Origin of the sequence: Arthrobacter sp. PAMC 25486 (assembly GCF_000785535.1) — a bacterium.
Taxonomy (GTDB): domain Bacteria; phylum Actinomycetota; class Actinomycetes; order Actinomycetales; family Micrococcaceae; genus Specibacter.
Genome location: NZ_CP007595.1, coordinates 3,174,889 through 3,196,154 on the forward strand (window position 1 = coordinate 3,174,889; position 21,266 = coordinate 3,196,154).

The 21,266-nt window shown below is 63.7% G+C and carries 17 protein-coding genes; 10 read left to right on the top strand and 7 right to left on the bottom strand.

Going from position 1 to position 21,266, the window contains the following annotated elements:
• Window positions 1-8: 8 nt before the first annotated feature.
• Together art_RS14535 and art_RS14540 are read right to left on the bottom strand one after the other, a co-directional pair.
• Window positions 9-2,342: a DEAD/DEAH box helicase gene (locus art_RS14535; protein ID WP_038465900.1), complete on the bottom strand. Its 2,334-nt coding sequence runs from the start codon at window positions 2,340-2,342 to the stop codon at window positions 9-11.
• Window positions 2,343-2,377: 35 nt separating this feature from the next.
• Entirely contained in the window at window positions 2,378-3,091 is a 714-nt protein-coding gene (locus art_RS14540; protein WP_052136591.1) for a GNAT family N-acetyltransferase, read from the bottom strand.
• Window positions 3,092-3,167: 76 nt separating this feature from the next.
• On the opposite strand from art_RS14540, the gene art_RS14545 reads away from it, so the two are divergent.
• From art_RS14545 to proC, 7 genes are all read left to right on the top strand, one after another.
• Window positions 3,168-4,061 carry a rhodanese-related sulfurtransferase gene (locus art_RS14545; protein WP_038465903.1) on the top strand — a complete coding sequence of 298 codons (894 nt, stop codon included), beginning with the start codon at window positions 3,168-3,170 and terminating at the stop codon, window positions 4,059-4,061.
• 141 nt (window positions 4,062-4,202) lie between these two features.
• Window positions 4,203-5,831, top strand: coding sequence for a methyltransferase (locus art_RS14550; protein WP_038465906.1), 1,629 nt, complete (start codon window positions 4,203-4,205; stop codon window positions 5,829-5,831).
• A 288-nt stretch (window positions 5,832-6,119) separates the two neighbouring features.
• A complete protein-coding gene (locus art_RS14555) occupies window positions 6,120-6,869 on the top strand; it encodes an MgtC/SapB family protein (RefSeq protein WP_052136592.1) in 750 nt (249 codons plus the stop codon).
• Between the two features lie 123 nt (window positions 6,870-6,992).
• The gene (topA, locus tag art_RS14560; protein ID WP_038465909.1) at window positions 6,993-9,785 is read left to right on the top strand and encodes a type I DNA topoisomerase; all 2,793 of its coding nucleotides are present in this window, start codon (window positions 6,993-6,995) and stop codon (window positions 9,783-9,785) included.
• A 161-nt stretch (window positions 9,786-9,946) separates the two neighbouring features.
• Complete coding sequence (locus art_RS14565) at window positions 9,947-10,933, top strand: exopolyphosphatase (protein WP_038465911.1); 987 nt, start codon at window positions 9,947-9,949, stop codon at window positions 10,931-10,933.
• Between the two features lie 6 nt (window positions 10,934-10,939).
• A complete protein-coding gene (locus art_RS14570; RefSeq protein ID WP_052136593.1) occupies window positions 10,940-11,785 on the top strand; it encodes a sugar phosphate isomerase/epimerase in 846 nt (281 codons plus the stop codon).
• Window positions 11,786-12,163: 378 nt separating this feature from the next.
• The gene (gene proC / locus art_RS14575; RefSeq protein ID WP_038465914.1) at window positions 12,164-13,000 is read left to right on the top strand and encodes a pyrroline-5-carboxylate reductase; all 837 of its coding nucleotides are present in this window, start codon (window positions 12,164-12,166) and stop codon (window positions 12,998-13,000) included.
• Between the two features lie 167 nt (window positions 13,001-13,167).
• Here the strand turns inward: proC and art_RS14580 are convergent, their stop codons facing one another.
• The 5 genes from art_RS14580 to art_RS14600 form a co-directional block, all read right to left on the bottom strand.
• The gene (locus art_RS14580; protein WP_216699614.1) at window positions 13,168-13,818 is read right to left on the bottom strand and encodes a methylated-DNA--[protein]-cysteine S-methyltransferase; all 651 of its coding nucleotides are present in this window, start codon (window positions 13,816-13,818) and stop codon (window positions 13,168-13,170) included.
• Complete coding sequence (locus art_RS14585; protein WP_253901368.1) at window positions 13,811-14,389, bottom strand: RNA polymerase sigma factor; 579 nt, start codon at window positions 14,387-14,389, stop codon at window positions 13,811-13,813. Before art_RS14585 ends, art_RS14580 begins: the two co-directional genes overlap by 8 nt.
• A 15-nt stretch (window positions 14,390-14,404) precedes the next feature.
• Window positions 14,405-14,902, bottom strand: coding sequence for a methylated-DNA--[protein]-cysteine S-methyltransferase (locus tag art_RS14590; protein ID WP_301537939.1), 498 nt, complete (start codon window positions 14,900-14,902; stop codon window positions 14,405-14,407).
• 63 nt (window positions 14,903-14,965) lie between these two features.
• The gene (locus tag art_RS14595; protein ID WP_038465920.1) at window positions 14,966-15,652 is read right to left on the bottom strand and encodes a TrkA family potassium uptake protein; all 687 of its coding nucleotides are present in this window, start codon (window positions 15,650-15,652) and stop codon (window positions 14,966-14,968) included.
• Window positions 15,645-17,051, bottom strand: a complete 1,407-nt coding sequence (locus tag art_RS14600; RefSeq protein ID WP_052136595.1) for a TrkH family potassium uptake protein — start codon at window positions 17,049-17,051, stop codon at window positions 15,645-15,647. The genes art_RS14595 and art_RS14600 overlap by 8 nt, the downstream gene beginning before the upstream one ends.
• A 146-nt stretch (window positions 17,052-17,197) precedes the next feature.
• On the opposite strand from art_RS14600, the gene art_RS14605 reads away from it, so the two are divergent.
• The 3 genes from art_RS14605 (at window position 17,198) to gdhA (ending at window position 20,759) form a co-directional block, all read left to right on the top strand.
• The gene (locus tag art_RS14605) at window positions 17,198-18,346 is read left to right on the top strand and encodes an acetoin utilization protein AcuC (RefSeq protein WP_157875278.1); all 1,149 of its coding nucleotides are present in this window, start codon (window positions 17,198-17,200) and stop codon (window positions 18,344-18,346) included.
• Window positions 18,347-18,510: 164 nt separating this feature from the next.
• Window positions 18,511-19,257: a helix-turn-helix transcriptional regulator gene (locus tag art_RS14610; protein ID WP_038465925.1), complete on the top strand. Its 747-nt coding sequence runs from the start codon at window positions 18,511-18,513 to the stop codon at window positions 19,255-19,257.
• Between the two features lie 161 nt (window positions 19,258-19,418).
• A complete protein-coding gene (gdhA, locus tag art_RS14615; protein WP_038465928.1) occupies window positions 19,419-20,759 on the top strand; it encodes an NADP-specific glutamate dehydrogenase in 1,341 nt (446 codons plus the stop codon).
• Window positions 20,760-21,266 lie beyond the last annotated feature (507 nt).

Consider the following 21,266-nt stretch of genomic DNA (forward strand, 5'->3'; position numbering starts at 1 on the left):
GGGCGTAGCTAGTGGTTGCGGGCGTGCTTGAGCAGAATCTGCAACAGCAACACGGCACCTGCCTTGTCCAAGGGGTTGTTCTTGTTGCCGCACTTGGGGGACTGCACGCAGGAAGGGCAGCCGCTGCGGCATTCACAGGATGCAATGGCGTCCATGGTGGCCTTGAGCCACACCCGGGCCATGTCGAATCCGCGCTCGGCAAACCCAGCACCGCCGGGATGGCCGTCGTACACAAAAATGGTGGGCTGTCCGGTATCGGTGTGAATCGCGGTGGACACCCCGCCCACATCCCACCTGTCGCTGGACGCCACTAGCGGCAGCAGCCCGATCGCTGCGTGCTCGGCGGCGTGCAGGGCGCCGGGAAACTGCGGTTCAACCAGCCCGCCGGCCAACAACGTGGCATTGTCCATGGTGAACCAGACGGCCTTCGTGAACAGGTCGCGGGCCTCCAACTCGAGCGGTTCCTCACCGAGCACCTCGTTGGAAATAATCGCCTTGCGTTGAAAGGAGACCACCTGGGTGCGCACCTGAACAGCACCAAAATGCATCTCTACCGGCCCCCACCGCTCATGCTTGAGTGATTCCAGCACCTCGATCTGGGTGACATCCCGGGCCGTGGTGTAGAAGTCCGGCGTGCCACGGCGCACCAGGGCGCAATGCTCGGCCTCGTTCAGTTCAAGCACCACGTAGCTTGTCCCTTGGTGCACATAGACGGCTCCGGTGTGAGCCTGGTAATGGGATTGCGGGGAGCCCATGGTCCCCAGCAGTGCGCCGGTATCGGCCTCAATGATGTTGATGGGGCCGCCGCCGTCCTCCCGCAGGTTCACCATGGCGGCAGCACTTTGCGGATGGGTCCAGAACCAGCCGGCAGGCCGTTTGCGCAGGTAGCCCTGGGCCACCAGCTGATCAAGCAGGGCAGGGGTGCTCTCATCAAAGATCGCCAGATCCTGATGCGTGATGGGGAGTTCGGCGGCAGCGGCGCAGAGGTGCGGGCCCAGCACGTAGGGGTTGGACGGGTCAAACACGGTGGCTTCCACGGCACGGTCAAAAATGGCTTCGGGGTGGTGCACCAGAAAGGTGTCCAAGGGATCGTCGCTGGCGACAAAGGCTGCAAGGGCATTTTGCCCGGCCCTGCCGGCCCGCCCGATCTGCTGGAAAAAGGATGCCCTGGTGCCGGGCCAGCCGGCAACCAGCACCGCATCCAAACCGGAAATGTCGATCCCCAATTCGAGGGCGGAGGTGCTTGAAACTCCCAGCAACTGCCCCGAGCGCAGCGCCTTCTCCAACTCCCGTCGCTCCTCCGGCAGGTAACCGGAGCGGTAGGCGGCCACTCTCGGCGGAAGGCTGGGATCGACGTCGTCCAACAGGCGTTTGGTCACGCTCGAAATGGTCTCGGCGCCCCGCCGGGACTTGATAAAAGCAATGGTGCGGACATGTGAGGAGACCAGATTGGCCATCAAATCGGAGGTCTCAGCAATGGCCGTCCGCCGGGATTTAGCACCGTTCTCACCCTTGAAGTCGGTCAGCTCCGGCTCCCACAATGCCACCGTGGTGGCTCCATGGGGGGAGAAGTCCTCGGTGATGGTGGTGACAGGGGCGCCAATCAGCCGGGCAAAGGAGCTGCCTGGATCTGAAGAGGTGGCTGAGGCGCCGATAAAGACAGGGCTGGCGCCGTAATGCGCGCAAATGCGCCGCAGCCGTCGCAGGAGCACCGCCACATGGGAGCCGAAAACCCCGCGATAGCTGTGCGCCTCGTCGATGATCACGTACCGCAGCCGTCGGAAGAAACGGGCCCACCAGGTGTGGTTGGGCAGCACACCAAAATGCAGCATGTCAGGGTTGCACAGGATGAAATTGCTGTGGTCGCGGATCCAGCGCCTATCACCTGGGGCGGTGTCGCCGTCGTACGTGGCAGCGCGCAGGGTGGGCAAATGCAATGACACGAGTGCGGCAAGCTGGTCCGCGGCCAGGGCCTTGGTCGGAGCAAGATACAGGGCCACGGCACCGTCATCCTCCAACCGTCCCGGGTTGGCAGCCAGTTCCAGGGCAGCCCGGTGCACGGCGTCGAGCGCCGGCAACTGGTACGCCAGCGACTTTCCGGAAGCCGTTCCGGTGGCGATGATCGTGTGCTCGTTGTGGTGGGCGGCGTTGGCGCCGGACACCTGGTGCCGCCAGGGCTCGGCAATGCCCAAATTGGCGTAGGCGTTGAGGAGGTCGGGGTGAACCCATTCAGGCCATGGTTCCGTCACCGCCTGCCGGGCTGGGATCCTGTGGACATGCTGCAACTGTGGCGGGTTTTCTCCTCCACCCAGCAGTGAGATCAGCGAATCATTGGTAGGCACCCCATCATTGTGCCACCGCCGCGGCCAGGAACTGCCTACAGCTTGGCCAGCTCCGCAAGCCGCTCCCTGGGGACCAGAACTGTCACCGGGCTCAGGCTGCGCCACCCCAGCTTGTAATACAGTCTTTGGCCGCCCGTGCTGGCCAGCAGCAAACCGGTGGTGACGGGGTGGTCGAGTGCCCGTGCGGTCAGTGATTTCATCATCATCATGCCAAGCCCGCGGCGCCGATGTGCGGGATCGGTTTCCAGGCCGTCGATAATGGCATAGTCGCCGTAAATGCCCACACTGCCGCTGGCCAGAACGGCTTCCCCGCGCATGATGGCAGCAGTGAACCGGGCCTGGCACGGTGATGCGCTGCGCCGGCCGCCAATCTTTTTCACCACAAGTCGCAGCTCCGGATCACCTAAAAAGGGGTCCTGGTTGTCCTGTGTTTCCAAGGCACACACCATGAGATGTTCCGAGGTTGAGACCATGCCCATGCCGGCGGCGTGCGCCCACTTCACATACTCGTGGACGCGGGGGCCAATGATGCACAGCGCCCGTTGGGTCGAAGCTGTCACTTCTGCTGCCAATTCTGCAAAGGCCGCATGGGTGGGATCGGCGCTGAAGTATTCCCAGTCGCCGCTAAGGTCTAGACGCAAGGCTGCCCAATAACCCTGACCCGTGCGGCTTTGATAGCCCCGCACTGCACTCCAGCCGGTAAACCATGCGGCGGCGTGCTCCTCAAGCTCCTTGGAACCAACCTTCATATGTATAGCCTATGCGTGTAAATGGCTGAAGGCGGGGATCAGGCACAATTTGGTGGTGCACCGTAGGCTTTAATACGTGGCTTTGAACAAAATTGTGCTCTTTTACGGCTTTACCCCCCTCCTCGATCCGGAAGCGATCAAGCTTTGGCAGCGTGCCTTGTGCGAGAAGTTGAGCCTGAAGGGGCGCATTATCATCTCCAAGGACGGCATCAACGCCACGGTGGGCGGTGACATCAATGACCTCAAACAGTATTTGAAGACCACGCGCGAGTACCCGGGTTTCAAAAACATGGACATCAAATGGTCCGACGGCAGCGGTGACGACTTCCCCCGCCTGAGTGTGAAGGCCCGCGAGGAAATCGTCAGCTTCGGCGCCCCCGGAGAACTGCAGGTCGATGAAAATGGCGTTGTCGGTGGAGGTACCCACCTTAAGCCTGAGGAGCTCCACGAACTCGTCGCGGAGAGGGAATCCATGGGCGAGGAGGTCGTCTTCTTCGACGGCCGCAACGCCTTCGAAGCGCAGATCGGCAAGTTCAAGAACGCCATCGTGCCCGACGTCGACACCACCCACGACTTCATCAAGGAACTGGATTCCGGCAAGTATGACGACCTCAAGGACAAGCCGGTCGTCACCTACTGCACCGGCGGCATTCGCTGCGAAGTCCTCAGCTCCCTCATGGTCAGCCGAGGCTTCAAAGAGGTCTACCAAATGGACGGCGGGATCGTCCGCTACGGCGAAACGTTCAAGGACAAAGGCCTCTGGGAAGGCTCGCTGTACGTGTTCGACAAGCGCATGCACATGGAATTCAGCGACGAGGCCAAGGAAGTCGGCCACTGCATCCGCTGCAACAACCCGAGCAACAAATTTGAAAACTGCTCCAACCCCAGCTGCCGCAACCTGAACCTGTACTGTGCAAACTGCGCCAGCGCCCCGGAGACGCTGCAGTGCCCGCAGGGCTGCACCGACTGACGCACACACCCTCCCCGAGCTCGTGCCTCGCCAGCCGCTCCCGCACCCCGCAAGCTCGCTGCGGGTCCCTCGCGGCAGGGGGCCCAACTCCGGGTCCCTCGGGCGCGTGGGCCCACGCCCGGGACTCGCTAGGCTTGTCCCATGACTGATTTCGCCACCGTGCCGCACGCCCCACGCAGTGACAACCTGGCCGCGCTGCAAACCCTTGCCGCGGACCTGACCGCCATCAACTACACGGTCGACGGCGTGGCGGAGCTCCTTGACGACGACGCCAACCAGGCCCTGGCCCGGGACCAAACCGTGCCGGCCGCACTGTTGCTGCGTGGCAACACCGATCCCCTCCCCACCCTCGTGAAGCTGTGGCTGCTGGCCCAGGACGTTCCTGCAAAAGAACTCACCAAGGCGCTGCCGTCGACCAGCATCGAGACACTCAAGAATCTGGGGCTCATCGAATGGGTGCAGCAGCCGGCTACGGTGCGCGCAGCCGTCGACCTTCGCCCCTATGGCTGGCCCGCCGCCGAAGAAGGCGGGACGGACACGAACCTGTGGGTGGCCAGCGACCTCGGCGCCCACCAGCGGCCAGGCGTGCTGGCTAAGGACCATGTTTTGGGCATTGGCCAGGCCTCGCTCACCCTGGCACAGGGCACCATGCGCCGGCCTGTCCACAAGGCGCTGGATTTGGGCACCGGCTGCGGCATCCAGCTTTTCCACCTTCTGCACCACGCCGAAATGGTCGTCGCCACCGACATTTCAGAGCGCGCGCTGGCGTTCACCCGTTTCAACCTGGTCCTCAACGCGCCCGCGCTGAACCTGCAGGACAGCGATTTTGACCCAGGAAACAAGGATTCCCGCGTGTCCCTGCGCCTGGGCAGCCTGCTCGAACCGGTCGCGGGGGAGCACTTCGACCTGGTGGTCTCCAACCCTCCCTTCGTCATCACGCCCCGCCACCGCGGCGAACTCAGCAGCGAGCAGTTCACCTACCGCGACGGCGGCCTAGCCGGGGACGCCATCGTCGAGTCACTGGTCCGCGAACTGCCCAGCGTCCTGAACCCGGGTGGGACGGCGCAAATGCTCGGAAACTGGGAAATCTCCCACCAGGAAGTAGACGGCTGCGGCACCCAGCTCGAGTGGCACACCCGCCCTTCTCAGTGGCTGGCACCGGGCACCGAAGCGTGGTTCATCCAGCGCGAACAGGTGTCCCCGGGAGGGTACGCCGAGACGTGGCTCCAGGATGCCTCGCAGGGCAGGGACTCGGCGGCCTATGCCAACGCCTATGAGGAATACCAACACGATTTTGCCTCCCGCAACGTGGCCGGAATCGGTTTTGGCTACATCCTGCTGCGCCGCCCCGCAGAAGGTGAAACGGCCGACGCGCCGCGCTTTGAGGAGATCCTGTATCCCATTGAACAGCCTGTGGGTCCGCACTTGGCCGCCGGCCTGGATCGTGCCCAGTGGCTCAAACAGCACCCGGATCTCACCTTTGAATACCTGCTGGTCGCATCGGATGTCACCGAGGAACGCCACCAGAAACCCGGCGCGGAACACCCGGGAGTGATCCTGCTGCGGCAGGGCGCAGGACTACGCCGCACCAATTTGATGAGTACCGAACTGGCTGGTTTTGTTTCCGCGTGCGACGGCGACCTCACCGCCGGGCAGATCATCGGCGCTCTGGCGGCACTGCTGGAAAGGGACGACGCCGAATTTGCCGCCGGCCTCGCCGCGGACGTCCGCAACCTGGTGCGCGACGGGTTCCTGCTCCCCGCTGAGTGATACCGCGTTCCTGAGCCTGCCATCACTGCAAACGCTCGCTCACTTGCGGGGCACTTTCCAGCGACGCTCGCTCACATATGGGCGGATTTGGGCAAACGCTCCTGCGATGGTTCCGGTCAAGCACCCACCGCACACAAGGAAGCGCAGGAGCGTCGGTGAAAACACCCCCGTATGTGAGCGAGCGTCCGGAAAAACACCCCGTATGTGAGCGAGCGTTTATGGGGGAGGGGTAAGTTGGGGTCAACGGGCTGCGGCAGCCGGCGGAAGTTGCTAGCGCAAGGAGGCGCCATGGTACTTAGTCCCCACGCACCCTGGTGGGCGTTGCTGCTGTGCCTGCTGGCCGCCGTCGTGCTTCCCACATTGATTGGGCTGGAACGGCAGGTCAGCAACAAGTCGGCTGGCATGCGCACTCATGCCCTGGTGGGGCTGGGTGCGGCGCTGTTTGTGGTGGTCAGCAAATATGGCTTTTCCGATGTGGTGGAGACAGACCTGGTCCGGCTGGACCCCTCGCGGGTGGCGGCGCAGATTGTTTCCGGCATCGGCTTCATTGGTGCCGGGCTGGTGTTTGTGCGCCGGAACAAGGTGCGCGGGCTGACCACGGCGTCGTCCATCTGGCTGACGGCGGCGGTGGGGGCTGCGGCCGGTGCGGGCCTGATCCTGCCGGCGGCATTCGCCACGGGTGCTTATTTTCTGGTGGTTGTTGTGTATGCGAAGGTGATTGACCGGCTGCGGCTGTCGGGGCGGCGCTTCCATGTGTTGCACGTGACATATGAGGACGGCACCGGGTCGCTGCGGGAGATTTTGCAAAGCTGCACGGCGCTGGGATTTCAGATTTTGGGCTTCACCACAGGGGCCGCGGAGCGTGGAAACGGTGGCGTCATGGCCCGGGTCCTCAACGACGAAGCTGTTGCTGGCGACCCGAAACACGTGGAAGTTGAGCTGGAAATTGAGGGGCTCGGATCGCGCCACACGCTCATGGCTGCGTTGTCGGCACTGCCCAGCATCAAGGCTGTTTCCTTTGACGACGAAAACGAATAATCACCCCCGCCAGGGCCCCTCCGTGCCAGGCCAGTTTCGCCGGCAGTACGTGTTTTCGGTAAAAATATGGTGAACTAGCTGGGGGACGCCGTCCGTCCACCATTCATTCCCTGTAGGAGTACCGTGCCCAGCAAGGCAGCAGCCAGCAAGCCCAAGACCGGCAAAAAGCTCGTGATTGTCGAGTCCCCTGCCAAGAGCAAAACCATCGCCAAATACTTGGGCGAGGGTTTCGTTGTGGAAGCCTCAATCGGGCACATCCGTGACCTGCCGCAGCCCTCCGAGCTGCCCGCAGAGCTGAAGAAGTCCTCGATCGGCAAGTTCGCCGTCGACCTTGAGAACAACTTCAAGCCGTACTACGTCATCTCCTCCGACAAGAAGAAGAAAGTGGCAGAGCTCAAGGCGCAGCTCAAGGACGCCGACGAACTCTACCTCGCAACGGATGGGGATCGCGAGGGCGAGGCCATCGCGTGGCACCTGCTTGAGGTGCTCAAGCCCAAGGTGCCCGTGCACCGCATGACGTTTGCGGAAATCACCAAGGAGTCGCTGCAGCGTGCCCTGGGCAACCTGCGCGAGCTGGACACCGACCTGGTGGACGCCCAGGAAACCCGCCGCGTCGTTGACCGCCTGTTCGGTTACGAACTGTCCCCCGTGCTGTGGCGCAAGGTGGCCCCGAAGCTCTCGGCCGGCCGTGTGCAGTCCGTCGTGACGCGCATGGTGGTTGAGCGTGAACGTGAGCGCATGGCGTTCCGCTCGGCCAACTACTGGGACCTGGCCGGCACCTTCACCCCCGAAACCGGGGAAACGTTCAGCGCCAAGCTGGCCGCCGTCGATGGCAAGCGCGTTGCCTCCGGCCGCGACTTCAGCGACCAGGGCGTGCTGACGGGCAAGAACGTGGCCCACCTGGACGAGGTGGCCGCTAAGGCGCTTGCCACCGCCCTGCAGGACGTGCCGTTTGCCGTCCGCTCGGTTGAGCACAAGCCCTACACCCGCCGGCCCGCGCCGCCGTTTACGACGTCGACCCTCCAGCAGGAGGCCGGGCGGAAGCTGCGCTTCACCTCCAAATCGACCATGTCGACCGCCCAGCGCCTGTACGAAAACGGTTACATCACGTACATGCGTACCGACTCCTCATCCCTGAGCGATGAGGCCGTCAACGCCGCCCGCCGCCAGGCCTCCGAGCTGTACGGCCCCGAATATGTGCCCGCCTCCAAGCGCGTCTACGCCAACAAGAGCTCCAACGCGCAGGAAGCCCACGAGGCCATCCGCCCGTCCGGCGATTCCTTCCGCACCCCGGCCCAGGTGGCCAGCGCCCTGCGCGGCGACGAATTTAAGCTGTATGAGCTGATCTGGAAGCGCACCGTCGCCTCCCAGATGGCTGATGCCAAGGGCTCGACGGCGACCATCAAGTTGGGTGCCACGGCGTCCGGTGGCGCTGCCGATGGCCAGGACGCCGAGTTCTCAGCCTCCGGAACCGTCATCACCTTCCGCGGCTTCATGGCCGCCTACGAGGAAGGCCGGGACGAGTCCCGCAACGCCTCCGACGATTCGGACCGCCGCCTGCCCAACGTCAAGGAAAACGATCCGCTGACAGCGGCCGAGGTGAAGGCCAACGGCCACGACACCTCCCCGCCGCCGCGCTTCACCGAGGCGTCGCTGACGAAGGAAATGGAAGAGCGCGACATTGGCCGCCCTTCCACCTACGCCTCAACCCTGTCCACCATCATGGACCGCGGTTACGTCCGCAAGCAGGGTTCCGCCCTGGTTCCCAGCTGGATCGCGTTCTCCGTGGTGCGCCTGCTGGAACTGCACTTCACCGACTACGTGGACTACGAGTTCACGGCCGGCATGGAAACCGGGTTGGACAGGATTGCCAACGGCCAGGAGCAGGGCTCGGACTGGCTTAAGCACTTCTACTTCGGCGACGACGGCAACCGCGGACTGCAGGACATCGTGAACAACCTGGGTGAGATCGATGCGCGGGAGATTAACTCCATGCCCATCACCGATACCCTGGTGCTGCGCGTGGGCAAGTTCGGCCCCTACCTGGAATCGACCGTCCCCACCGTGGACGCCAAGACCGGGGAGATCATTGAGGCCGCCCGCGCCAATGTGCCCGAGGACCTGGCACCTGACGAGCTCACGCCCGAAAAGGCGCAGGAACTCATGGACACGGCCGCCCCCGAAGAGCGCGTGCTGGGTGTTGACCCTGTTTCCGGGCACACCGTTGTGGCCAAGAACGGCCGCTACGGCCCGTACGTCACCGAGGTCATTCCGGAGATGACCGAGGAAGAAATCGCCAACCAGCCCATCGAGTACTACAAGAACGGCAAGCCGAAGCCGCCGAAGAAGCCCGTCAAGGCTAAACCGCGCACAGGCTCCATCTTCAAGTCCATGACCGTGGACACGGTCACTCTGGACGAGGCCCTGGCCATCATGAGCCTGCCCCGCGTTTTGGGTACAGATGCCGAAGGTGAAGAGATCACAGTCCAGAACGGCCGCTTCGGGCCGTACCTGAAGAAGGGTTCGGACTCCCGTTCCATCGGAACGGAAGAAGAGATCTTCACGATCACCCTCGATGCTGCGTTGGCGATCTACTCCCAGCCCAAGCAGCGAGGCGCCCGCGCCGCGGTGGCACCGCTGGCCGAGTTTGGCGATGACCCGGTCTCCGAGAAGAAGATCGTGGTGAAGGAAGGCCGCTTCGGTCCGTACATCACCGACGGCATCACCAACATCACGGTTCCCCGTGGTACCGAAATTGAAGAGCTGACGCGGGAGATGGCCATCGAGCTGCTGGCCGACAAGCGTGAACGCGGCCCGGTCAAGCGGATCGCCAAGGCGCCCGCAAAGAAGGCGCCGGCCAAAAAGCCTGCCGCCAAGAAGGCGCCCGCGAAGAAGGCTGCTGCACCGAAGAAGTAACTACTGCTTCCCTGGCTGCTGCGTTGCGACAGCCAGGGAAGCAGCCGTCCGGCAGTCGTTGCGAGCCTTGAGGGCCGTCCGGTGTGCGAAACAACGAAACTGTTGGATCGCCGTCGGGCGGCCTTTCGCGTCTAACGGGCCGGAGGGACAATAATGGGCCTATGAGATTAGGCGTGCTCGACATCGGGTCCAATACAGTCCACCTGCTGCTTGTTGACGCGCGCCCGGGGGCCAACCCGGTGCCTTACGCCTCGCACAAGCGGGCGCTGAGCCTGGTGAAATACCTTGACGCGGACGGCAACATCACCGATGAGGGCCAGCACGAGCTGATCGAATTCATCCTCGAGGCGTGGGAATTTGCGGCCAAGCACAAGGCTGTGGACCTTCTCGCGTTTTGCACCTCCGCGATCAGGGAGTCCACCAACGGAGCGCAAGTGCTGGCCCGGGTGCAGCATGAGACCACCATTCGCCTGACGGAGCTCACCGGCGAAGAAGAATCAGCCATGACGTTTTTTGCCGTGCGCCGCTGGCATGGCTGGGGTGCGGGCACCATCTTGAACCTCGATATTGGCGGCGGCTCCTTTGAAATCTCCCAGGGCACCAATGAGCTGCCCGAGCTGGCGCACTCGGTGCCGCTGGGTGCCGGCCGGCTGACCCGGGAATGGCTGGCCGAGGACCCGCCCACCGCCAAGAGCATCAAGGCCCTGCGCAAGCACATCAAAGCCACCCTGAAGCCGCCCATCGCCGCAACGAAGGCACTTGGCACCCCGCACATCGTCACCGGCTCCTCCAAAACCTTCCGGGCGCTGGCACGCATCACGGGAGCTGCGCCGTCGTCCATGGGACCCTATGTGCGCAGGGAACTGCACCTGAGCGACTTGGGGCTGTGGAGCCAACGGCTCTCGGCGATGTCGTCGGCTGACAGGCTGCACCTGCCGGGCGTCTCGGCGGCGAGGGCCCAACAGGTGCTGGCCGGTGCGCTTGTGGCGCAGAGTGCGTTGGAACTTTTCAACGTCACGAGCATGCAAATCAGCCCGTGGGCGCTGCGGGAGGGGCTCATTCTGCGCCGCTTGGACCAGCTGGTTTTTGACGGGCCGCTGGATCCGCCCGCCCATGTTGCTAAGCTGAAGAATTCGGAGACAGAGTAGGCGGACATGACGGATCACACCACGCACATTCAAGGCCGAGACGCTGAGGCCACCCCTGGCCCCGCACGCCATATTCCCGTGGCCCTGTCCACAGCCTCCGTATATCCGCTGTCGGTGCACGACGGTTTTGCCGTGGCTGCAGACCTGGGCTACGACGGTGTTGAAGTGTTGGTCACCCACAACGGCGACAGTCAGGATGCATCGGCGCTGAACCGCCTGGCGGAGCGTTACGAGCAGCCCATTGTGGCCATCCATGCGCCCACATTGCTGCTGACGCAGCAGGTGTGGGGCAGTGCCTGGAACAAGATCCAGCGTTCGGCCCAGATGGCTGTTGATGTGGGTGCCGACGTCGTGGTGGTGCACCCGCCATTCCGCTGGCAGAACGACTATGCCGAGACTTTCGCCCAGGGTGTGCGCGATATTTCCGATGCGTTTGGTGTCCGCATTGCCGTTGAAAACATGTATCCATGGCGGGTCCGCGGACGTGAGGCCCTGGCCTACCTGCCGCATTGGGATCCGGTGCCGCAGGACTACGCCGATGTCACCTGGGACTTTTCCCATGCTGCGACGGCGGATGCCTCAAGTTTGAAGGCAGTGCTTGCGTTGGGGGAGCGGCTGCGGCACATCCACCTCACTGATGGCACCACCTCAACCAAGGATCAGCACCTGATCCCCGGCCACGGCACCCAGGAGTGTGTCGAGGTGCTCCAGCATGTTGCGCAAAACGGGTTCGACGGCGCAGTGGTCGCCGAAATCTCCACCCGCAAGGCCAAGGGTGCCGGGCAGCGCGAGGAATGGCTGGCCGAAACCCTTGAATTTGCCAGGGTGCACTTGGGCCAGACGATGCCTTAGGTGTTTGCCGGCGATCGCACGGTTGGTATCTATGCACCGTGCTAGCTATGCATGGAAAATGATCCCGGTCCCGCTGTCTGAAGCCGGGATTCCGGGATCAGAAAGCGGGACCGGTGTCAGAAAGTTGCGGGCGGGGCGTTAAATGCGAAATCGCCGGAGATTTCAAGCCAGTGGATGGGGGATACACTGGCGAGATCTCCGGCGATTTGACTGGTCTTCAGGACAAGACCAGTCCGATCATCACTCGCACCCTTATGAGGTATTTAAAAGACTACGGGCCGCGGTTGAGAATAGCCGGGGCACCAGCTGTGCGTTTGCCCTTAAAGGTTTTTGGACGGTTTTCTTGCCTGCCGTGCGGCGGCAAACAATGATGGAGAAATGATGAAAAAGGTTGTATTTCTTGGCTGTGGCTCCATGGGCGAGGCCATCTTGTCCGGCATGTTGGCGGCAGGCACCTCCCCGAGCTCGGTTACAGTGACGGTGCGACGGCCCGAGAGGGCCAACGAATTGGCCACCCGGCACGGTGTCACTGCGCTGGCCTCCAACGAAGAACCCGGCGCAAACGTCCAGGCAGTTGCCGGTGCCAGTGTCGTGATTTTGGGTGTCAAGCCTGTGGGCATCATCGACTTGTGCCGCGAAATCGCTGAGTCCTTGGAATCCGATGCCGTGGTGATCAGTGTTGCTGCGGCGGTGTCGCTGGCACAGCTGGAGGGCGCCCTGCGTCCGGGCCAGCCGGTAGTGCGTTCCATGCCCAACACGCCGTTGAAGGTGGGGCGCGGTGTGGTGGCCCTGTCCGCGGGTTCTGCTGCCGACGAGCACCACCTGGCCGCTGCGCACGAAGTTTTCGACGGCTCCGGCGTTGTTTTGGATATCCCCGAGGAGCAGCAAAATGCGGTCTCGGCCATCAGCGGCTCCGGCCCGGCTTACGCCTTTTACCTGGCCGAGGCGATGGCCGCTGCCGCAGCGGACTTCGGCCTGTCGCCCCAGATCGCGCAGGTTCTTGCCCGTGAGACTGTTGCCGGTGCCGGGCTGATGCTGGCCGAACCAGGCGCCAATGCCACCGAACTGCGCCGCGCTGTCACGAGTCCCAACGGGACCACCGAACAGGCCATTGCCAGCTTCGACCGCGACGATCTCCCGGGGATCATCCGCACAGGTGCACAGGCAGCAGCCGCCCGGGCAGCCCAAATCACAGCAGAACTCTCCACCCCCTAACCCTCGCTCACATATGGGGCTATTTTCCCGAACCCTCGCTCACATCCGGGTCATTTCTGGGCAACGCTCGCCCAGGCTAGAGAGTGCACTGAGCGAGCGTTCGGCCATTCTGCCCCGTAGCTGCGCGAGCGTCTGTCCATAACGCCCCATATGTGAGCGAGGATCGGTTAAAAGTGACCCGTAGCTGCGCGAGCGTCTGTAGGGGTGGGAGCGTTGGCTTCCAGGGCCAGGAGCAGGGCCTTGGCCTCCGTGCCGCCCAGATAGGCGCCCTGGCTGCCGTCGGAGCGGACCACTCGGTGGCAGGGCACCACCAGCGGCAGCGGATTCCGGGCGCACGCCGTCCCCACGGCACGCACGGCCCGCGGGCTCGAGGTCATGGCCGCCACCGCCGCATAGCTGGCCGTGTGCCCATAACCAATCTCGGGCAGATGGTCCAGCACCTCCCGGCGAAAGCCGCTGGCCAGGCGGAAATCCAGCGGCAGATCAAACAGCTGCCGACGCCCGGCAAAGTACTCCTCGAGCTCCCTGGCGGCGGCATCCAGCCGCGCAGGTGCCCGGAGCACCCGCGGACTCACCGCAGCAGAAAGCTGCTCCAGCGCGGCGTCGTGGCCCTCGCTGGCAAATGCCACACGCACCAGCCCCGCCTCGGTGCCGGCCAACAGCAGTTGGCCCACTGGCGAATCGACTACCCGATACGCCACATCCACCAATCCGTCCGCGGCAGCGGCCCGCACCAGTGCAGCGTTCAGCCGTGCCAGCACATCCGGCTCTGCAACCGCCACGGCAGCCAGCTCGGGCGGCAATTTCAGCTCAGTCATCATGATCATTCCTCACCATCAGGTCCTCATCTTCAGGGGCAAGCAGCGCCCGCAACGATGCCATGCCGTCGGACGCAGCCCGCCGCGCCGCGGCCTCCGAATTGCCCAACAACTCCGCCACCGCCGCATGCCGCAGCCCGGCCAAGTGGTGGTACACAACAGCCTCACGCTGCATCCTCGGAAGCCTTGCCAGCGCCGCCCACACCTGCGCTGCCGTTTCACCGGCCTCCACAGAACGCACGACGGCGTCCCCTCCGTCCGCCACATCGTGACCCGGGCGGTCCACGGGTTCTGGGACGCGCACGCCCCGGCGGTGGTGGTCCACAGCCTTGTTGCGGGCGATCGTGACGAGCCAGGCCTCCCGATTCCGGATGTTTCCCGTGGAAGGGTAAACGCGGAGGGCGGCCAGAAAGGTTTCCTGCCAGACATCGTCGGCGTCGAGGGTGCCCACCAGAGCCCGGCACACCCGCAGCACTGCGGCGCCGTGCCGCGTTACGAGCACCTCAAAGGGTGGCAGCGCGGTCCCGGAAGAGGAAGGCGTGGGACCGGGCGGGGAAACGGGGGCGCCCACCTGGAATCTCTCCAATTAAAACAGCGCCTCGGTGTGCGTCCATGATGGGTTTTCCAGCTCCAGCAGGAACTGCTTGTGTTCCAGCCCTCCCGCATACCCAACGAGGGAACCGTCAGCGCCCACCACCCGGTGGCAGGGCACGATGATGCTGATCGGGTTGCGGCCATTCGCCGAGCCCACCGCCTGCGCCATGGACGGATCTCCCAGCATCGCCGCCAGCTCGCCGTAGGTACGCAGCTCGCCGTACGGGATGTCCCGCAGCGCTGCCCAGACCCGCTGCTGGAAGGGCGTGCCGGCGGGCGCCAGCGGCAGGGAAAACTCGCGCCGCAAGCCGGCAAAGTACTCGCCCAGCTGTTCCGCCGTGTCATCCAGCACCGGCGACGCAGCCGCGGCAACCAGCGGCCCCAGCGTCTCCAAAGCCGGGCGGCGCTTGTGCACCGCCATATACACAGCCGCCAGTCCGGCGTCGTGCTCCACAGCCGTCAGCGGGCCGATGGGCGAATCAAAAACCATGTGTTGCACCATCAAGAAACACCTCCTGCCCTGTAGACGCGCCCCAAGCAAAAAACGTGAGTCTCAGGGGCGCGAGGCGAAGCGTTCCAGCAGGTCGACATAGCCGGAGACGATCAGCATGTCACGGCTGGAGACGCGCGTGCTTGGCTGGGCGTAGGTGAAATCCTCGCCCGGCGACTTCACGCCCACCACGGTCACGCCGTACTTGGAGCGGACCTTGGATTCCTCCAGCGTGAAGCCCTGGGTCTCCTTCGGCGGGTACATTTTCACGATCGCGAAATCATCGTCGAACTCGATGAAGTCCAGCATGCGCCCGCCCACCAGGTGCGCGGCGCGGACACCGGCGTCGGCCTCGGGGTAGATGACGTGGTTGGCGCCGATGCGGGTCAGGATCTTGCCGTGCGACTGCGTGATCGCTTTGACCCACAGGTGCGCGATGCCCAGATCCACCAGGTTCACGGTGATGAGCACGCTGGATTCGATGGAGGTGCCCACACCCACGACGGCGGAGCTGAAGTCCTGTGCCCCGAGCTGGCGCAGCGCGTCGATGTTGGTGGCGTCGGCCTCGACCACGTGGGTGAGCACCCCGGCCCACTTCTGCACCAGGGCGGGGTCGCGCTCGATGGCGAGCACCTCGCGGCCCTGCTTGACCAGCTGGTGGGCCGTGGCGGCGCCGAAGCGGCCCAGGCCAATCACCAAAACGGGCGCATTGTGCGGCGGGCGGTTGTTGGAATCTATTTTGTCAGCCAATGATCGGCCTTTCTTCCGGGTAGTGGAACAGCTGGCGGCGCTGGCGCAGGGCCAGGGCAGCTGCGAGGGTGATGGAGCCGACGCGGCCAAAGAACATCATGGCGCTGAGCACGTACTTGCCCGACGGCGGGAGCTCGCCGGAGAGCCCCGTGCTCAGACCCACGGTGGCGAAGGCAGAGATGGTCTCAAAGAGCACCCGGTCCAGGCTTTCTCCGGAGATCGCCAGGAGCAGCCCGCACGCGATCATGACGAAGGTGGCGCCCATCATGATGACGGAGATGGCCACGCGCATGGTGCCCTGGGGAATGGTGCGGCCGTAAATTTTCACGTCGTTGTCGCCGCGGGCTTCGGCCACGATGGCCAGGAACATCACGGCCAAGGTCGTGACCTTGATGCCGCCGGCGGTGGAGGCGGAGCCGCCGCCCACGAACATCAGGGCATCCGTAAGCAGCATGGTGGAGGAGTTCATGGCGTTCATGTCCACGAGGTTGAAGCCCAAGGACCTGGTCATGATGGAGGCGAACACCGAATGCGTCAATTTATCGCCCACGCTCATGCCGCCAATGGTGTCCGGGTTGGTCCACTCCATGGCACCCCACAAGATGGTGCCGGCCACCAAGAGCATGAGTGAGACCTGGATGGTGAGCTTGGCGTGCAGTGTCCACTTCTTGAAGCGGAAGCCTACGGCCAGCAGCACCATCAGGACGGGGAAGCCGAGGCTGCCGATGAACCCGCCGATCATCAGCGGGGTCAGGATCCACAGATCGGCCTCGTAGGGGACCACGCCGTCGGAATGGGGTGTGAAGCCTGCGTTATTAAAGGAGGAGATGGAGTAAAACGTGGCATGCCAGATGGCCTGGGGGAGCGATTCGCCCAGGATCAGGAAACGGGGAGCCAGCGCCAGTGCCAGGAGCACCTCAATGGCCACCGAGGTGCTGATGACGATGCGCAGCAGCGTACCCACCTCACCCAAACGCCCGGCGTTCATGGCCTCCTGGGCGATGAGCTTGCCACGCACGCCCAGGCGCTTGCTGACCATCAGCGACATGAGGGACGCCAGGGTCAGGATGCCCAGACCGCCTACAAAAATACCGATCAGGATCACCAGCTGGCCAAAGAACGACCAGTGCAGCGCCGTTGAAACCGTGGTCAGCCCCGTCACGCAGACGGCGGACACCGCCGTGAACAAGGCATCGTGGAACGCGGTTGCCTGGCCGTCGCGGGACGCCGCAGGCAGGCACAGAGTCAAGGTGAACGCGAGAATGACGAGGGCAAAGACGATCAGTGCCAGGCGGGCAGGGGAGCTGTTGGCCACCTTGTCCACAAAGTCACGGATGCGCACCACAACCCGCAAGGGCCATTGCGGCAGCCGCTGTGAAAGTGTTGAATTAGCGCTCAACGCTGTGCTGCCCTTCCTGCCATGAACCGTCGGTGTTGCCACAGATACGGCAAATGTGGCCGGACTTCGATAGCCTGTGATGGATGTCATCCATTGCCAGCTCAGGGCCAGCGGCCGTCCCGACAAGCATAGTCTGCGATGCGGCCATGTCTGCGTACAATTTCGGCCCCAACCATCCCATGTCGCCCAAGCGTCTGGACCTCACCGCCACCTTGGCCCGCGAGCTGGGAATCTTTGAGCTGCCCCAGGTGGATGTGGTGGAGTCCTATGTGGCCTCCGACGATGAACTAGCCAGCGTGCACACACGCGAGTACATCGCCGCGGTCCGCAGGGTCGGCGCGGATCCCACGCTCAGCGATCCCGATCGCGGGCTCGGAACGGAGGACGACCCCGTCTTTGCCGGCATCCACGAGGCCAGCGCCCGGCTCGCCGGCGGTTCCCTGGTTGCTGCGAACGCCCTCATCAGCGGCGCCGTGCCGCGGGCAGTGAACTTTGGCGGCGGCATGCACCACGCCTTCGCCGACAAGGCCAGCGGCTTCTGCATCTACAACGACGCCGCCCTGTCCATCCAGAAACTCCTCGATTCCGGTGTCTCCAGGGTCGCCTACATTGACATTGATGCGCACCACGGCGACGGCACCGAACGAATCTTTTGGGACGACCCCCGGGTGCTGACCATCTCCCTGCACGAAACAGGGGTGACACTCTTCCCCGGCACAGGGTTCGCCAACGACATCGGCGGACCGGCCGCAATAGGCTCCGCTGTCAACGTTGCACTCCCGGCCGGCACCTCAGACGCCGGTTGGCTCAGGGCCTTTCACGCCGTCGTGCCGCAACTGGTGGAAGCCTTCGAGCCGGACGTCATTGTCAGCCAGCACGGCTGCGACTCGCACCTCGACGACGAGCTGACGCACCTGAACACGTCGGTGGACGGGCAGCGGGAGGCGGCGCTGAGCATTGCGGCGTTGGCGGACAAGGTGTGCGGCGGGCGATGGATTGCCACGGGCGGCGGCGGATACAACATTGTCTCCGTGGTGCCGCGCGTGTGGAGCCACCTCATGGCGATCGTGGCGGGGCGGCCGGTTCCACTACGCACCGCCGTCCCGGAGACGTGGCGGGACTATGTGGCGGAGAAGTACGGCATGGTGGCTCCGCTGCTCATGGGTGAGGACGCGGATACGTGGTGGCGGTCGTGGGAGGTGGGGTACAACCCGTCGGACGCGCTGGACCGGACGGTCATGGCCACGCGTAAAGCCGTTTTCCCGCTGTACGGGCTGGACCCCTGGTTCGACTGACCGCAATCGCGGGGTAAAGGAACTGCCGAGGGGCCCTATGCGAGCTTGCGAGCAGTGGGAGGCAGCGAGCGGGGAGGCCGCCTTTGGCGCGAAGGTGACCTCCCGCCGTCGTACTTTGGGTGTCTCAAGATGCTGTGAAGGGCATATGTCGTTAGGGTAGTGGAATGGTTGTTGAAAAAGTCTTCGCGGTAATTGCCGAAAGTACCCGCAGGGACATCCTTGAGGCGTTGGCCCAGGAAAGCAAAGCCGTGGGCCAGCTGGTGGATGAACTGGGGGTTTCACAGCCAACAGTGTCCAAGCACCTGCGCGTTCTGCGCGAGGCAGGTGTGGTGACCATGCGTGCCCAGGGACAGAAGCGCTTCTACGGGATCAATACAGAACCGCTTGCCATGGTAGCCACGTGGCTGGAGTCGTTGGGGGCTGGCATCGACGGGGATGGGGCCGTTGCTGGATCTGTCGCCGCTGCGGGCGCGGCCGCCAAGAAGCTGGGCGCCGCAAAGGCCGCCCCGGCCGATGTTTCCGGTGCTGTTGGCGGCGCTGGCGCCGTAAAAACACGGCAGACCAACCCCGAGCCCAAGGTTGCGCAGGTGCCGGCCAAAACAGCCGAGGCTGCTGCAGCCGTGACTACGGTTGTCACGCCCAAGCGCGAATCGGTTCCCGCCGCTGCGCCGGTGCCGGTCTCTGTCGGGGCGGTACCCCCCGGAACCATGGCCGTATCCAGTGCAGCTAAGCCAGCCCAGAGTGCACCCGCTCGTCCAGCCGCAACACCGGTGGTGCGCGCGGCGCAGCCCAACCAGTCCGTTGGCGTTGACAACGACGGCGGAGTCCCGCGTCAGCTGGGTAGAAGTGTGGGGCGCGCGGCCAAGAAGGGCGCCGACCTTCTGGCAACATTTAAGCGACGAAAAGACTAAAGCGAGGTGCCTCACGCGGTCTGCTCCGCCTCGATATGCGAGTTCCTGCATATTGTTTCGTTCCGTGAGAAAAATTAGTCTAAGTGACTGGGTGACTGGAAAATTGCCAGTGAGCATATTTATGCGCCGCGTTTCGGCGCCTCACCCTTTTCAGGAGACTCATGGATACCAGGCTTGAAGCCATCCGGGAGCAAGTTTTAGCCCGTAATCCCGGGGAAAAAGAATTCCACCAGGCAGTATTGGAAGTATTCGAAAGCCTCGGCCCGGTTTTGGATAAGCATCCAGAATTCGTTGACGCAGCTGTGCTGCAGCGTCTGTGTGAGCCCGAACGCCAAATCATCTTCCGTGTGCCGTGGATGGACGACGCCGGCCGCGTGCAGATCCACCGCGGTTTCCGCGTCGAGTTCAACTCGGCCCTTGGCCCGTACAAGGGCGGCCTTCGCTTCCACCCCTCGGTGTACCTGGGCATTGTGAAGTTCCTCGGCTTCGAGCAGATCTTCAAGAACGCACTGACTGGCATGCCCATCGGTGGCGGCAAGGGCGGTTCCGACTTTGACCCGCGCGGCAAGTCCGATGGCGAAGTCATGCGCTTCTGCCAGAGCTTCATGACCGAGCTCTACCGCCACATCGGCGAATATACCGACGTCCCCGCAGGGGACATTGGTGTTGGTGGCCGCGAAATCGGCTACCTCTTTGGCCAGTACAAGCGCATCACCAACCGCTACGAGTCGGGCGTTCTGACCGGCAAGGGCATTGGCTGGGGCGGCTCGCTCGTGCGCCCCGAGGCCACCGGCTTCGGCACGGTCATGTTCACCCAAGAAATGCTCAAGACCCGCGGCCAGACCCTCGATGGACAGCGCGTGGTGATCTCCGGCTCCGGAAACGTTGCCACCTTCGCCATCGCCAAGGCCCAGCAACTCGGCGCCAAGGTTGTGGCCTGCTCTGATTCCTCCGGCTACATCGTGGACGAGAACGGCATTGACGTTTCGCTGCTGCGCCAGATCAAGGAAAAGGAACGCGGCCGCCTGAAGGAATACGCCGTTCGCCGCGGCGCATCCGTCAGCTATGTCGACGGCGGATCCGTTTGGGATGTTGACGCGGCAGTGGCCCTGCCGTGTGCAACGCAGAACGAGATCAACACCGAAGCAGCAACCCGCATGGTGAAGAACGGCCTGGTCGCCCTTGCGGAAGGCGCCAACATGCCTTCCACCAGCGGCGCCATCGCTGTCTTCCAGGAAGCCGGCATCCTGTTCGCGCCGGGCAAGGCGGCCAACGCCGGCGGCGTGGCCACCTCAGCCCTGGAAATGCAGCAGAATGCCAGCCGTGACGCGTGGTCGTTCGAGCACACCGAGGAGCGCCTGCACCAGATCATGATCGGCATCCATGACCGCTGCGCCGAAACCGCAGACACCTACGGTTCGCCGGGCAACTACGTGGTGGGCGCCAACATCGCCGGCTTCGTCAAGGTCGCCGACGCGATGCTGGCACAGGGTCTGATCTAGCGCCCCACGCCAACTTCACAGCGAGCCCCAAGCAGCGGGGCGGGATGAGTTAATGCATCAGTGACGCGTCCCGCCCCGCTTTGCGTGTTCTTCACGGGCAGCCGTTGGCAGTGATCGAGCTGAGTTCGCTTCCCCAAGCCGGAAAAGGTTCGTCGACGGCGCAGCAGGCACAGACACCCTTGGATCGGTTTCAGGCTGCGGCAATCGATGTATCCAGTATCAAGGCCAGGAACCTTGAGGCGCCCCCTGACAACAAGAATGCACCTTGGAACCCGCATGGGCGCCAAGGTGCATTCTTGTGGTAATTCGTGGTGCTGATCACGACTTATGCGTGTGTGAGTTCCTTGTCATCGGCTCGATGGCTGTAGCGATGGGTATCAATTTCTTGGGGCCAACCATTGGTGAGACACTTCGGACCCCAGGCGTGCTTTCCCCTTGGAGTCGAGTGCGTACATTCAATGTCAGTAACCCACGCCGCAGACGATCCACACGGCGGATCTCACCGTG